Annotated in this window: 10 protein-coding genes and 1 pseudogene; 10 read left to right on the forward strand and 1 reads right to left on the reverse strand. The window is 71.2% G+C overall.

Annotated features, from left to right (window positions below; translation table 11 throughout):
* Positions 1-4 precede the first annotated feature (4 nt).
* The 10 genes and pseudogenes from ABT324_RS13225 to ABT324_RS13270 form a co-directional block, all read left to right on the forward strand.
* Positions 5-844 (forward strand): MlaE family ABC transporter permease, encoded by an 840-nt coding sequence (locus ABT324_RS13225; protein WP_351175786.1) that lies wholly within the window; start codon positions 5-7, stop codon positions 842-844.
* Positions 841-2,181 (forward strand): MCE family protein, encoded by a 1,341-nt coding sequence (locus ABT324_RS13230; protein WP_351175788.1) that lies wholly within the window; start codon positions 841-843, stop codon positions 2,179-2,181. The genes ABT324_RS13225 and ABT324_RS13230 overlap by 4 nt, the downstream gene beginning before the upstream one ends.
* The gene (locus ABT324_RS13235) at positions 2,178-3,200 is read left to right on the forward strand and encodes an MCE family protein (RefSeq protein WP_351175790.1); all 1,023 of its coding nucleotides are present in this window, start codon (positions 2,178-2,180) and stop codon (positions 3,198-3,200) included. The genes ABT324_RS13230 and ABT324_RS13235 overlap by 4 nt, the downstream gene beginning before the upstream one ends.
* Positions 3,197-4,177 (forward strand): MCE family protein, encoded by a 981-nt coding sequence (locus tag ABT324_RS13240; protein WP_351175792.1) that lies wholly within the window; start codon positions 3,197-3,199, stop codon positions 4,175-4,177. Before ABT324_RS13235 ends, ABT324_RS13240 begins: the two co-directional genes overlap by 4 nt.
* A complete protein-coding gene (locus ABT324_RS13245) occupies positions 4,174-5,346 on the forward strand; it encodes an MCE family protein (protein ID WP_351175794.1) in 1,173 nt (390 codons plus the stop codon). The genes ABT324_RS13240 and ABT324_RS13245 overlap by 4 nt, the downstream gene beginning before the upstream one ends.
* 140 nt (positions 5,347-5,486) lie before the next feature.
* Positions 5,487-6,647, forward strand: a complete 1,161-nt coding sequence (locus ABT324_RS13250) for an MCE family protein (protein WP_351175796.1) — start codon at positions 5,487-5,489, stop codon at positions 6,645-6,647.
* Positions 6,647-7,750, forward strand: a complete 1,104-nt coding sequence (locus ABT324_RS13255; protein ID WP_351175798.1) for an MCE family protein — start codon at positions 6,647-6,649, stop codon at positions 7,748-7,750. Before ABT324_RS13250 ends, ABT324_RS13255 begins: the two co-directional genes overlap by 1 nt.
* Positions 7,751-7,765: 15 nt before the next feature.
* The gene (locus tag ABT324_RS13260) at positions 7,766-8,275 is read left to right on the forward strand and encodes an Rv1363c family protein (RefSeq protein ID WP_351175800.1); all 510 of its coding nucleotides are present in this window, start codon (positions 7,766-7,768) and stop codon (positions 8,273-8,275) included.
* Positions 8,276-8,314: 39 nt separating this feature from the next.
* Positions 8,315-9,502, forward strand: coding sequence for a hypothetical protein (locus tag ABT324_RS13265; RefSeq protein WP_351175802.1), 1,188 nt, complete (start codon positions 8,315-8,317; stop codon positions 9,500-9,502).
* Positions 9,503-10,392: 890 nt separating this feature from the next.
* A pseudogene (locus ABT324_RS13270) lies at positions 10,393-10,641 on the forward strand (arylamine N-acetyltransferase); the annotation flags it as partial.
* A gap of 49 nt (positions 10,642-10,690) precedes the next feature.
* On the opposite strand, the gene ABT324_RS13275 reads toward ABT324_RS13270, so the two are convergent.
* Positions 10,691-13,819: a CHAT domain-containing protein gene (locus ABT324_RS13275; protein ID WP_351175804.1), complete on the reverse strand. Its 3,129-nt coding sequence runs from the start codon at positions 13,817-13,819 to the stop codon at positions 10,691-10,693.
* Positions 13,820-13,982: the final 163 nt, after the last annotated feature.

The raw sequence follows: 13,982 nt of genomic DNA on the forward strand, positions 1-13,982 counted from the left end.
GGACATGGTGACGATCTCGCAGCGCGCCAAGCGCGCGGCCCGGCGGCCGTTGCAACTGCTGGACGAGCTGGGCGACCAGCTGTCCTTCTACCTGCGGTCGCTGGTGTGGATCCCGCGCGCGATCACGCGCTACGCCAAGGAAACGCTGCGGCTGCTGGCCGAGGTGAGCTTCGGCAGCGGCGCGCTGGCGGTCATCGGCGGCACGGTCGGCGTGATGATCGGGCTGACCCTGTTCACCGGCACCGTGGTGGGCCTGCAGGGCTTCGCCGCGCTGGACCAGCTGGGCACCTCGGCCTTCGCCGGGTTCGTCTCGGCGTACTTCAACACCCGCGAGATCGCACCGCTGGTGGCCGGGTTGGCGCTGTCGGCGACGGTCGGGTCCGGCTTCACCGCGCAGCTGGGCGCGATGCGGATCTCCGACGAGATCGACGCGCTCGAGGTGATGGGCGTGCCGAGCCTGCCGTACCTGGTGACCACGCGGGTGATCGCCGGGTTCATCGCGGTGATCCCGCTGTACGTGCTGGGCCTGCTCACCTCGTACGTGGCGGCGCGGGCGGTGACGGTCTACGTCTACGGCCAGTCCGCGGGCACCTACGACCACTACTTCAACCTGTTCCTACCTCCCGAGGACGTGCTGTGGTCCTTCGGGAAGGTGCTGGTGTTCAGCGTCGTGGTGATCATGACGCACTGCTTCTACGGCTACCGGGCCAGCGGCGGCCCGGCCGGGGTCGGGGTCGCGGTGGGCCGCGCGGTGCGGACCGCGATCGTGACCACCGCGCTGCTGGACTTCTTCCTCAGCCTCGCGATCTGGGGCACCACCACGACGGTTCGGATCACCGGATGAGTAGCTTGGGTGTTCTCAAGACGTTGCGGCGCCGGGCCCTGGGCCTCGCGTTCCTGCTGTGCATGGTGCTGTTCGTCAGCCTCACCGTGGCGACCTACCAGAAGGCGTTCACCTCCAGCGTGGACGTGGTGCTCAAGGCCGCGTCGACGGGCAACCAGCTGCTGCCCGAGTCGGATGTGAAGGTGCGCGGCATGGTCGTCGGCCGCGTGGTCGAGGTCAAGTCCACAGGGGACGGTGCCGAGCTGCACCTGGCGCTGGAACCGGACAAGGTGCAGCACCTGCCGTCCAACGTCTCGGCGCGGCTGCTGCCGCGGACGCTGTTCGGCGAGCGCTACGTCTCGCTGGAGCTGCCGGATCAGGCCGCGTCCACCACGCTGGCCGCCGGTGACGTCATCGAGCAGGACCGCACCAGCGCGGGCATCGAGCTGGAGAAGGTGCTGGCCGACACCATGCCGGTGCTGCAGGCGGTGCACCCGGACGACCTCGCGGTCACGCTGAACGCGCTGGACCAGGCGCTGTCCGGGCGCGGTCAGCAGGTGGGCGAGACGCTGTCGCAGCTCAACACCTACCTCGACGGCCTCAACCCCTCGGTGCCGGACCTGCAGCGCAACCTCAAGGAGCTGGTCGGCGTCGCCGAGACCTACGAGGACGCCGCACCGGACGTACTGGAGGCGCTGGACAACTTCAGCACCACGGCGCGGACCCTGGCGGCGCAGCGGGAGAACCTGCAGACCCTCACCAGCCAGCTGACCACCACCGCGGGCGAGACCACCACGTTCCTGGCGGACAACCGGGACAACATCATCCAGCTCGGCGAGGCGCAGCGGCCGACGCTGGACGTGCTGGCGAAGTACTCCCCGGAGTACAAGTGCTTCCTGGACGAGATGGCCGCCTTCGTGCCGCGCATCCGCAAGGTCTTCGGCGAGGGCACGAACGAGCCCGGCCTGCACATCACGCTGGAGGTCGTGGCGCACCGCGGCAAGTACCGCCCGAACCAGGACGAGCCGGAGTTCGCCGACAAGCGCGGCCCCCGCTGCTACAACCTGATGCCGATGCCCGACCCGATCCCCGAGTACCCGCCGGACGGGCCGTTCGAGGACGGCTCGGTGCCCCCGGCGCCGTCCCACCAGGTCGACAAGGGCCTGAACCCGCCGCAGATGGGCGAGGGCTACCTGCCGGCCAGCACCTCCGCGCAGTGGGTGAACTCCCCGGCGGAGCGGGACATGGTGGCGATGGTGCTGGCCCCGGCCGTCGGCCGCAGCGCCGCTGACCTGCCCGACTGGGGGTCGCTGCTGGTCGGCCCGGTCGTCCGCGGAGCGGAGGTGAGCTACCGGTGAACGGTCGCAGCATCGCCGGACCGCTGGTCAAGTTCCTGGTCTTCGTGCTGGTCACCGTGTTGGCCACCGGGCTGCTGGTCCTGACCATCGCCAACCGCGACCTGCGCTCGGCGGAGTCCTACAGCGCGCGGTTCACCGACGTGACCGCCCTCAACGAGGGCGACGAGGTGCGCATCTCCGGGGTGAAGGTCGGCGAGGTGGAGAGCATCGACCTGGTCGACCGCCGGGTGGCCGAGGTGCGGTTCAACGTGGCCGACCGGCCACTGCCCGCCACGGTCACCGCGACCATCAAGTACCGGAACCTGGTCGGCCAGCGCTACATCGCGCTGGAGCCGGGCCCGGGCGAGAACGGCGTGCTGCGGCCGGGGTCGACGATCCCGCTGGAGCGCACCAAGCCCGCGCTGGACCTCACGGTGCTGCTGGGCGGGTTCAAGCCGCTGTTCCAGGCGCTGTCGCCGGAGGACGTCAACAAGCTGTCCTTCGAGATCATCCAGGTGCTGCAGGGCGAGGGCGGCACGGTGGAGAGCCTGCTGGCCCACACCGCCTCGCTGACCTCCACCATCGCCTCCCGCGACGAGGTGATCGGGCAGGTCATCGACAACCTCAACGGCGTGCTGGACACGGTCAACGCCCGCGACCAGCAGCTGTCCGAGCTGATCGGCCAGCTGCGGCAGGTGGTCTCCGGGTTGTCCGAGGACCGGGACGCCATCGGTGACGCGGTGACCGCGATGGACGGCCTGACCAACAGCACCGCCGGGCTGCTCACCGAGGCCCGCCCGGGGCTGCAGCAGGACATCGCCGGGCTCGGCTCGCTGTCGCAGAACCTCAACAACAACGAGCCGGTCGTCGAGCAGTGGATGCGGAACCTGCCGGGCAAGGTGGAGATGCTCAACCGGACCGCCGCGCACGGCTCCTGGTTCAACTTCTTCAACTGCAAGATGACCGGGAACGTGGGCGTCGGTGAGCTGAACGTGCCGCTGCCGCTGGTGCCGGTCTCCCAGCCGAGGTGCCAGCGATGACTGCATTCACCAAGCGCGACCCGCTCAAGATCGGCATCGGCGGCCTGCTGGTGCTGGTGCTGATGTTCCTGCTCGCGATGAACTTCGAGCGGTTGCCGCTGGTCGGCGGCACCACCTACACCGCGCAGTTCAGCGAGGCGGCCGGGCTGCGGCCGGACAACGAGGTGCGCATCGCCGGGGTGAAGGTCGGCACGGTCTCCGACGTGGAGCTGGAGGACGGGCACGTGCTGGTCAGCTTCCGGGTCGACGACGCCTGGATCGGCGACCACACCACCGCCGCGATCAAGATCAAGACGCTGCTGGGGCAGAAGTACCTGGCGCTGGACCCGCAGGGCGGCCAGGAGATGGACCCGTCCGAGCCCATCCCGCTGCAGCGCACCATGTCGCCCTACGACGTGATCGACGCCTTCAGCGATCTGTCCTCCACAGTGGACAAGGTGGACACCCGGCAGCTCGCGGAGAGTTTCCGGGTCATGTCGGAGACCTTCTCCGACACCCCGGACGAGGTCGGCGGCGCGCTGGACGGGCTGTCCCGGCTGTCGCAGACCATCTCCTCCCGCGACGAGCAGCTCGAGCAGCTACTGAACAACACCTCGCAGGTCTCCCGCACCATCGCCGACCGCAACGCCGACTTCGAGAAGCTGCTCGCCGACGGCAACCTGCTGCTGGAGGAGATCCGGGCGCGGCGGGACTCGATCAGCTCCCTGCTGGACGGCACCCGCCAGCTGTCCCGGCAGCTGACCGGCCTGGTCGACGACAACGCCGAGCAGATCGGCCCGGCCCTGCAGCAGCTGGACCGGGTCACCGGGATGCTGCAGCGCAACCAGGACAACCTGGACCGGAGCCTGGAGATGTTCGCCCCGTTCACCCGCCTGTTCTCCAACGTCGTGGGCAACGGCCGGTGGTTCGACAGCTACGTCTGCGGTCTGCTGCCGCCCGCCGTCGGCCCGATCAACCAGAAGGGCTGCCAGCCATGACCAGCGCACGCCCCTCGCCCGTCCGCATCCTGTCGATCGCGGTGGTGCTGGTGCTCGCCGCGACCACCGCCGTCTGGTGGCTGTTCTTCGGCGCCGCCGAGCGCAAGGTCACCGCCTACTTCAACGCCGCGGTCGGCATCTACCCCGGCGGTGACGTCCGGGTCCTCGGGGTGCCGGTGGGCACCGTCGACGAGGTCGTCCCGCAGGGGCGGCTGGTGCGGGTCGTGATGAGCGTGGACCGCGACGTCGAGGTGCCCGCCGACGCGGGTGCGGTCGCCGTCGCGCCGAGCGTGGTCAGCGACCGGTACGTGCAGCTGACCCCGGTCTACCGGGGCGGGCCGACGCTCGAGGACGGGGCGGTGATCCCGAAGGAGCGCACCGCAACCCCGGTCGAGCTCGACTCGATCTACCGCAGCCTCAACGACCTGGCCAGCGCGCTCGGCCCGGACGGCGCCAACGCCGACGGCGCGCTGACCGACCTGCTCAACACCGGCGCGGCCAACCTGCAGGGCAACGGGCAGGCGCTGTCGGAGACCATCCGCAACCTCGGCGAGGCCGGGACCACGATGTCCGGCAACAGCGAGCAGCTGTTCGCCACCGTCGACAACCTGCAGCAGTTCACCTCGATGCTGGCCGCCAACGACGACCAGGTGCGCCGGTTCAACACCCAGATGCAGCAGGTCAGCTCGTTCCTGGCGGGCGAGCGCGAGGACATGGGCGCGGCGATGGCCGAGCTCGCCGTCGCGCTGGGCAAGGTGGAGACCTTCGTGCGGGACAACCGCGAGCTGCTCAAGTCCAATGTGGACCAGCTGCACGGGGTGACCGAAGTGCTGGTGCGGCAGAAGGAAGCGCTTCGCGAGTCGCTGGTGAACACCCCGCTGGCGCTGTCCAACCTGAACAACGTCTACAACGGCGCCTCGGGCACCCTGGACACCCGGATCGCCATCAACGAGCTGGCCCAGCCGCCCGTGGTCGCGGCGTGCAAGCTGCTGGAGCAGCACGCCCCGGCGGAGGTGCCGAAGGAGGTCAGCGACGCGTGCCAGTCGCTGCAACCGGTCCTCGACGGCGTGGTGAAGCTGCCGACGCCCGCGGAGGCGCTCAACGCCATCCAGAACGGCAAGCTCCCAGCCCTGCCGCTCCCGCTCTCCCCGCAGGGAGGTACCCGATGAACCTCCGCCGCCGCCGACCCCACCCCGCAGTTTCAATTGAAACTGCAAATTCCCCTGAGGGGCAGCCGCAGTTTCAATTGAAACTGCGGAACCCCGTGGGCCCCGGTGAGGTGAGTTCGAGGGGGGTTGCGGGGCGTCGGGTGCGGCGTGCTTGGCGCGTGGGGGTGGCCGCCGCCGTGGCGCTGGTCGTGCTCGGGGGGTGCAGTTCTCGTGGGGTGTACGACATGCCCCTGCCCGGGGGCGCCGACGTCGGTGACCACCCGTACGAGGTGAAGGTGCACTTCGCCGATGTGCTGGACCTGGTGCCCAACGCCGGGGTCCGGGTCAACGACGTGCCGGTCGGCCGGGTCAGCAACATCGCGCTCGCCCCAGGCTCCTGGGACGCCGAGGTGACCGTGCTGGTCAACGGCGACGTGCAGCTGCCCGCCAACGCCACCGCCCGGTTGCGCCAGTCCAGCCTCCTCGGCGAGAAGTACGTCGAGCTCGCCGGGCCGCCCGAGCCGCAGCCGCCGGTCGGCCGACTCGCCGACGGCGACCTCATCGACCGGGCCAGCACCGGCCGCAACCCCGAGGTCGAGGAGGTGCTGGGCGCGCTGTCGATGCTGCTCAACGGTGGTGGCGTCGCCCAGATCCAGAACATCACCAAGGAGCTCAACGCCGCGCTGGAGGGCCGCGAGTCCGACGTGCGCAGCCTGCTGTCCAACCTGGACGAGCTGGTGTCCGGCCTGGACGCCCAGCGCGACGACATCACCCGCGCCCTGGACAGCGTGAACAGGCTCAGCGCCCGCCTCAACGAGCAGCGCGGCAGCATCGACACCGCGCTGCGCGACCTGGAACCGGGCCTGCGGGTGCTCAACGAGCAGCGCACCCAGCTGGTCGACATGCTCAAGGCGCTGGACCGGCTCTCCGTGGTCGCCACCGACGTGGTCAACCGCTCCGGCGACGACCTGGTGCACAACCTCGACCAGCTCGCCCCGGTGCTGCAGCAGCTCACCGCGGCCGGGGACAGCCTGCCGAGGTCGCTGGAGGTGCTGCTCACCTTCCCGTTCCCGGACAACGTGGTGGACGGCATCCAGAACAGCGACTACGTCAACCTCTACACCAACGCCGACCTCAACCTCACCACCGTGCTGGAGAACCTGGGCCGCAGCAGGCAACCGCTGCTCCCGCTGCCGGACGCGGTGCAGGACCTGCCGCTGCCGCTGTCCCAGCCTGAGCAGACCACCGCACCACCGCCCGCCGAGCCCGAGCCGGACTCCGGCGGCGGCCTGCTGGGCTCGCTGCTGGGAGGTGGCCGCTGATGCTCACCCGTCGAGTTCGCCTGCAGATCGTCGCGTTCGTCGCGATCGCCCTGGTCGGCGTCAGCTTCGCCGGGGCCCGCTACGCCGGACTGGACCGGCTGTTCGGCCCGCGCGGCTACGTGGTCACGCTGCAGCTCGCCGACACCGGAGGGGTCTTCGAGAACGCCGAGGTCACCTACCGCGGCGTGCCGGTCGGCCGGGTCGGCACCATCGAGCTCACCTCGACCGGTGTGAACATCCCGCTGGACATCGAGTCCAGCGCCCCGAGCATCCCGAGCGACGTCGAGGCCGTGGTGACCAACCGGTCCGCGGTCGGCGAGCAGTACGTGGACCTGCGGCCCAAGCGGGACGACGGCCCGTTCCTGGCGCAGGGCTCGGTGATCACCCAGGAGTCGGCGACCACCCCGCTGCCGGTGGAGACGCTGATGACCAACCTGGACGGGCTGGCCAACTCGGTGCCGGAGGACTCGCTACGCACCGTGGTCAGCGAGCTGGGCACCGCGTTCCGCGACAACGGCGGCCACCTGCAGACCATCGTCGACACCAGCCGCGAGTTCGTCTCCACCGCCCAGCAGCACCTGCCGCAGACCGTGCAGCTGCTCGAGGACGGCAAGACCGTGCTGGCCACGCAGAACGAGCAGGGCTCGTCGATCCGGTCCTTCGGCCGCGACCTCCGGCTGCTGTCCGAGCAGCTGGAGCGCTCCGACGGCGACCTGCGCGCGGTGATCGAGCGGGCCCCGCCAGCCGCCCAGCAGGTCAGCGGGTTCATCCGGGAGAACCAGCAGCTCACCCCGCTGCTGGCGAACCTGACCACCACCTCGCAGCTGATCGCCAAGCACGTCGACGGCATCGAGCACGCCCTGGTGCTCTACCCGGCCGCGGTCACCGCGAGCCGCACCGTGGTGCCCGGCGACGGGACCGCGCACTTCGGCCTGGTGCTCAACGCCTTCGACCCGCTGCCCTGCACCAAGGGCTACGAGGGCACCGAGCGCCGCAACGGCATCGAAATGGATCCGGTGCCGGTCAACACCGACGCCCACTGCGCGGAACCCCCGGGCAGCGACACCTCGGTCCGCGGCGCGCAGAATGCACCCGGGCAGTAGGAGAGGAGCCCGATGATGTCCGCAGGAACCCGACGGCGCCCGGTCGTCGCCCTGGTCCTGTTCGCGGTCAGCCTGGTCGCGTGCCTGACCACCGGGGTCTCCTGGGTGCTGGCCGCGAACGACTCCTCGATCGCGTACGCGGAGGTCCGCGACGAAGCGCTGCGCGACGGGCAGAACGCGATCATCAACTTCAACACCCTGGACCACCGGGATGTGGAGCGCGGCCTGCAGAAGTGGGAGGACAACTCCACCGGCCCGCTGCGCGAGGAGATCCGCCAGGGCCGCTCGGACTACGCGAACCAGATCCGGGAGAAGCGCAGCACCACCACGGCCCGCGTCCTCGACGCCGGGATCGTGGAGCTCGACGAGCGCGCCGGGAAGGCCCGGATGATCGCGGTCCTGCAGGTCACGGTCGCCGTGGAGGGGCAGCCACCGGCCACCAAGCAGGACCGCTACCAAGCGGAGCTGACCCGCGAAGGCGACACCTGGAAGCTCAGCGCCCTCGGCCTGGTGCCGGTGGGCTGACCCACCGGCCCGCGCAAGCAACACGAGGAGTCACCCCCAGTGCCAACGAACCGCCGCCCCCACGCGCAACCCACCCGCCGAACCAAGGTCGCAGGCCACCGCAAGCGCCAAACCCGCCCCACCGAGACCCGACCCGCCAACGCACCGGAACCCACCGACCCACTGCAGCCGAAGGCGCCGGAGCGGTCCGGTGCGGAGCGGCCGGAGGTCGTGGAGCGGTCTGGCGGTGAGGTGCTGGAGGCTGGTGCGGCGGAGGTCGCGGAGCCGTCTGGTGCGGAGGCGTCCGAGGCTGCTGATGTGGGGGCCGCGGAGCGGTCCGGTGGGGGTCCGGAAGCTGCGGAGCAGATCGGCCGGGACCGGTCGGGGACTGCGGAGTCGGAGACTGCGGAGCGGTCCGTTGGGGCAGTGGCGGAGCCGGACGGCGGCCAGGCTGCGGAGCGGGGAACGAGCGGCGTCGCGGAGGAGCCGGAGGTTGAGGAGACCGCGCGCATCGACAGCGCTTTGGTGGAACGTGCGGGCGGAGCCGCAGCGGAGCGGCGCGGAGCCGGGGAGGCGGAGCGGGCTGGTCGCGCCGCTGGCGCGGAGCGCGGAAGCGGCGGCTCGGCGGAGGCTGCGGAGCGCGGCGGAGCCGCGGCGACGGTGCCGGTGGCGATGCCGGGGAGCGCCGGGCAAGGCGCGGGCGGCGCGGAGCCCCGCGGAGCGGGCGGAGCGGCGTCCCGGGGCGGCAGGCGCGGGCAGGCCTGGCTGCTGTGGGCGGCGTCGGTTGTGCTGGTGGCCTTGGCGGTGTGGTTCGGCTTCGAGACCTACGCGGCTCGCTACACCGGGCCCGCCGCGAACGAGGCGTTGGTCTCCGCGGGGGCGACCAGCGAGGTCAGCGGCCAGGTCTCCGACGCGGTGGAGAAGCTGTTCTCCTACGACTTCAACGACACGGCCAAGACCGAGGAGGCGGCCCGGAACCTGCTGACCGGAGACGCGGTCCAGCGCTACGAGGAGCTGTTCGCGGTGGTCAAGGACCAGGCCCCGCAGCAGCAGTTGATCGTCACCACCACGGTCAAGGAGCGCTCGGTGACCCGCCTGCAGGGCGACCGCGCGGAACTCCTGCTCTTCGTCGACCAGCACGCCAGGCGGGCCAACGCGCCCGGGGAGAACGCGGGTCCGGCGCAGATCTCGGTGAGCGCGGTGAAGCAGGGCGGAACCTGGAAGATCAGCCAGATCACCCTCCGCTGACCACCGGCCGAGAGCCACGCCGTCCCACTGACGGCGGCGTCGGCCGTACCGGGGGAGTCGTGCGATTTCCATGGAAATCACACGTCCGATGTCCAGTTGAGCTGATCTCGGTGAACTCGCCCCGACGCACCACCGGCGTGTCGGGCACCCAACACGCCGAAAATCCGCAGTTTCAATTGAAACTGCGAGCTCGTCACCCCGGACTACAGTTTCAGTTGAAACTGTAGTCCCGTCACCCCTGGTTACAGTTTCAACTGAAACTGTAGGTGTCCCGCGCCGTCAGGGCCCGTCGGGTGGGTGTGTGGGATGGGTGTGGTTGTGCTTCGGCGGGTGAGTCGGAGGGGGTGTGATTTCCATGGAAATCGCCTCGTTGGGCCCGGTCGTCCACGGAACCGGACTCGGTGCGCGCCGGGAAACGGGTATCACCGCAGGTCATCAAGGCCCTTCAGCGCACAGTCATCATCGGCAACGGCGGACCGCTGCTCGCCGGTGCGGCCCTCTCGGCGGACGCGGGGTACTCGGCCCGCTGCTGATCGCCGCCGGGCTGGGCGCGGTGGGACTGCTGCTGGCCTGGCTCGTGGGTCGGGTCTGACGCCTTACTCCGGCGGACTGCGGTCTCCCCAGTCGGGCCACGGTGTCGTTCTGACCGGACCACGGTGTGGTCTGCCCGGATCACGGTGTCGTTGTCCCGGCGCATCACCGGCCCCATCCGTCCGACGACGCGTCACCGCTCTCGCGGCCGAAGTGAAAAGCACATTTCACCGGCTCGGGCGGAGAAGGCGCCCTTCATCAACGCCCGCGATCGGCGCTGGGTGCTGGTGGAGGCGGTTTCGGCACCTGCTTTGAACCACAGTTTCAGTTGAAACTGTGGTTCAAAGGTCGGCAACCACTACGTGTCGACCTCCGCGCATTCGCCGTTCACCACGCGGCCGATCGTCCAGCGGGTGCACCCGGAGGTCCACCACATGCTCGACGGTTTCACCCTGAACACCCAGTACCCGGACGGCACCGGCGAAACCCGCGAGGTGGAGCGGGCCGCGCTGCCGGAGGTTCTGTCCGGGACCTTCGACATCGACCTCGACGAAGCGGACCCGAAGCGGCTCGTCGAACAGCCGTGGGGTGCGGACCAGCGCGTCTGAGCAGGTCAGACCCGTGAGCGGTTCGGGGTGCCACAGCGCCCCGAACCGCTCACGGGCCGATGTGGACGTGAGCGGACCAGCGCGAAGGCTCGTCCGGGTAGTGGGCCCGGAGCTGGCGGACCGCGTTGTGTAGCGCGTAGGCCGCGCGGTCGGTGTCGAAGACGTCGGTGAACAGGTCGGCGTAGACGTCCGCGTGGACCGCCACCGCGCTGTCCTCGTCGACCTCCCACAGGGTGCCGATGGTGTGGGTGTAGCCCGCGAAGCCCAGCGCGCCCGGCAGCGACACCGCCGCCGCGCACGGCTCGTCGGCCGCCGTCGCGCACTGGCCGAGGTAGCAGAACTCCGCTTCGTCCAGCGACACCTGGCCCAGCTCGACCAGGCCCAGCGGGCGCTGCGGGGATTCGCGGTCCAGCAGCATGCCCGCCGCCGGTTGGGTCGGGAACTGCGAGCTCGGCTCGCACACGTGCAGCCACGGGTGGTTCGGGATCATCCGCAGCATCTCCGCCGCGTTGGCCGTCTCCACCGCCGCGATCTCCGCAGACGGCCAGCGCTGCGCCAAGACCTGGTTCTGCCGCGGCAGCTCGCGCGCCACCAGCTCCGCCGACCCGGCCGCCACCAGCGGGGTCCCCGACTCCGGGACCGGCCGCTGGCTCGCCCGCAGCAGGCAGCCCAGCGTCGGCGTGTAGGAGGAGACGACCCTGTCCAGGGTGGACTCACCGGTGCGGGCGGTCGCCGCGTGCACCGGCAGGAACGCCGGGGCGCCGAAGGCGCTCCACCAGATCCGCGGCCACCGCGCGCCGGGCTCCGGGGTGCTCAGGTAGCCCATCCGGTCCAGCACCGGCCGGGCGAGGCGGCGCCACGTCCAGTCCAGGCCGTCGACCAGCACCTCGTGCTGGTCCTGGTGCGCGGCCGCCAGCATCTCGGCGGCGCGCTCGGCCGCCTCCTCCGGGGAGATCTCGGGCAGCGGCACGGTCAGCACCCGGCCCGCGATGAGCACCAGCGCGTCGCTGCGGTAGCGGCTGAGGTTGATCAGCACCGCCGAGCCCTCCGGCGCGGCCTCGGCCAGCTTCGCGATCGGGGTGCGCCGCAGGTGGTCGGGCTGCACCGCGCGGGCCTCGACCAGCAGGTCGTCCCAGGCGCGGGCCAGCCGCGCCCGGTCGTCGGACTCGGTCAGCCCCGGCTCGGCCACCGGGCGGTCCAGCAGCCGCCGCAGCCGGACCACCTCGTCGGCCAGGTCCGGGTGGGTGCGGTGCAGCTCGCCGAGCTCGCCGCCGGTGGGCAGGAAGTCGGCCAGGATCGCCGCCCGCCCGTGCTCCAGCAGCTCCACCGCCAGCTCCGGCTCGCCGCTCTCCACCGCGCACGCCGCCGCGTCCGCGGCGATCAGCGCCCACCGCTGCTGCGCGGCTGGCGGCGCCACGACGCGCTTGCCCCGGGTGACCAGCGGCAGCAGGTCCACGGCGTAGCTGAACGACTCCAGCGCCTCGGACCAGCGGCTGGCCTGCGCGCAGATTCGCCCGGCCAGCGCTGCTGCCCGCAACCGCTGGTCGGCGGGGGCGCTGTTCTGCTCCGCCGCCTCCATGAGCACCTTGCGCGCCCACCGGTAGTAGCGGCGGCGCCCGCTGCGCTGGTAGAGCGACTGCAGCGCGCGGCCCTGGTGGATCGCCGCGTTCGCGCGCTCGGGCGCGTCCAGTGGCATGGCGTTGAGGGCCTGCTCGAACAGCTCGATCGCCGTCTCGATGTCACGGGTCTTGGTGGACAGCCGGTACCGGTGCGCCGAGATGACGCCCAGCTGAGTCCACGCGGTCTGCTGCGCGGCCGGACCGCTCTTGGCGGCCTCCCGCGCCAGCTCCGCCGCCCGGTCCAGGTCGACGCTGTCCCCGTTGTGCTCGAAGCGCTCGATGAGCGTCGCGATCAGCGAGTTGAGCGCCGCACCGCGCTGCTCGGGTGCGGCCGCCTCGGTCGCCGCCTCGCCCGCGGTGACCGCGGTGTCGAGCACCTTGGCCTCGGCACCGTGCAGGAAGTGCCTGCGCAGCAGGGTCGCGTAACCGCTGAGGGCGATGGCCCGGTTGGGGTCGTCGGCGGACATCGCGCGCACCGCCGGGGCGATCGGGCGCAGCACCCGGCGCAGCTGGCTGGCCTCGCCGGTGGCGTCGACGTGCTCGACGGTGGTGGCCGCCAGGTTCCAGATCGCGGTGCCGAGCAGCGGGTGGCCGGTGTCGAGCACCCCGAGGACCCCGACCACCTCGCTGATCGCCGAGTTGAGGTCGGTCAGGTCGCCGTGCTCCCGGAACCGCAGCCGCAGCGCCCGCGCCAGCTGGCACAGCGCGCTGCGCCGCGGGTCGCCGTCGGCCAGCGCCCCGGCGCCGGAGCCGAGGTGCTTGATGGCCTCGTCCAGGTCGTCGGCGGAGCCGCCGCGCTCGTACCGGCGCAGCAGCGCCGCGCCCAGGTTGACCAGCAGCTCGGAGGTGGCGGCGTCGTTGGCCGGGGAGATCCGCGCGGCCTCCCGGAACACCTCGATCGACTCCTCGTCGGAGGCGGCCGAGTCGGCCAGCTGGGCGTGCAGCTTGAGGGCGTTGGCCAGTCTGATCAGCGCCATCGCGCGCCGCTGGTCGCGGCGCGGCGCCTGCTCGACGGCCTCCCGGGCGACCTGCGCGCTCTCCGCCGCGGTCGCCGCGCGCTCCGTCTTGGCCGCGAGGTCGGCCAGCGCCAACGCGAGGTTGCACTGGTAGAGGACGCGGTCGCGGTCGGTGTCGTGCGCGGCGGTGGTGGCCGACCGGTAGTAGCCGATGGCGTCCTCGAGGTCGGCCAGGTCGCCGGTGCGCAGGTGGGTCAGCTGCGCCGCGCTGCCCAGGTTGTTGAGCACGCCCGCGCGCGCCGGGTCGCTGTCGCGTAGCACGCCCGCGGTCGCGCGGAACACCTCGGTGACCCAGGGGAGTGGTTCGAAGTCGAGGGTGGTGACGATCTGGTTCATCACCGCGATCGCGTCGGCGTAGCGCTGCTCGGCGCTGCGCCGGGGGTCCGCTGCCGGAGCCGCGGGTTCCGGGGCCGCTGGCTCGGAGGTGGCTTCCTGCTCATCGGTGAACCAGCTGGAGCGGGTCCCGGCGCGACCTCCTTGACCTCCGGTCCAACGCTGCAGCCCGCCGAACCGCTCGCTCGCGCGGCTTGCATCGTCTGTCATCGGTATTTCTCCTGTGGCTTGCTCACCAGGGCCACCGCTCGGGAAGTTCGGTGGCGTAACACGCTACCGGCGCGCGGGGTCGCCGAATAGCCCATGTGCATCACCTGAGATCGCTCCGGTGGGCAGTTGCGCCCTCCGGAGCGGTCCGCTGATCTCCGAACCT

Source organism: Saccharopolyspora sp. NPDC000359 (genome assembly GCF_040300525.1).
In the GTDB taxonomy this organism is placed as follows: Bacteria; Actinomycetota; Actinomycetes; order Mycobacteriales; family Pseudonocardiaceae; genus Saccharopolyspora.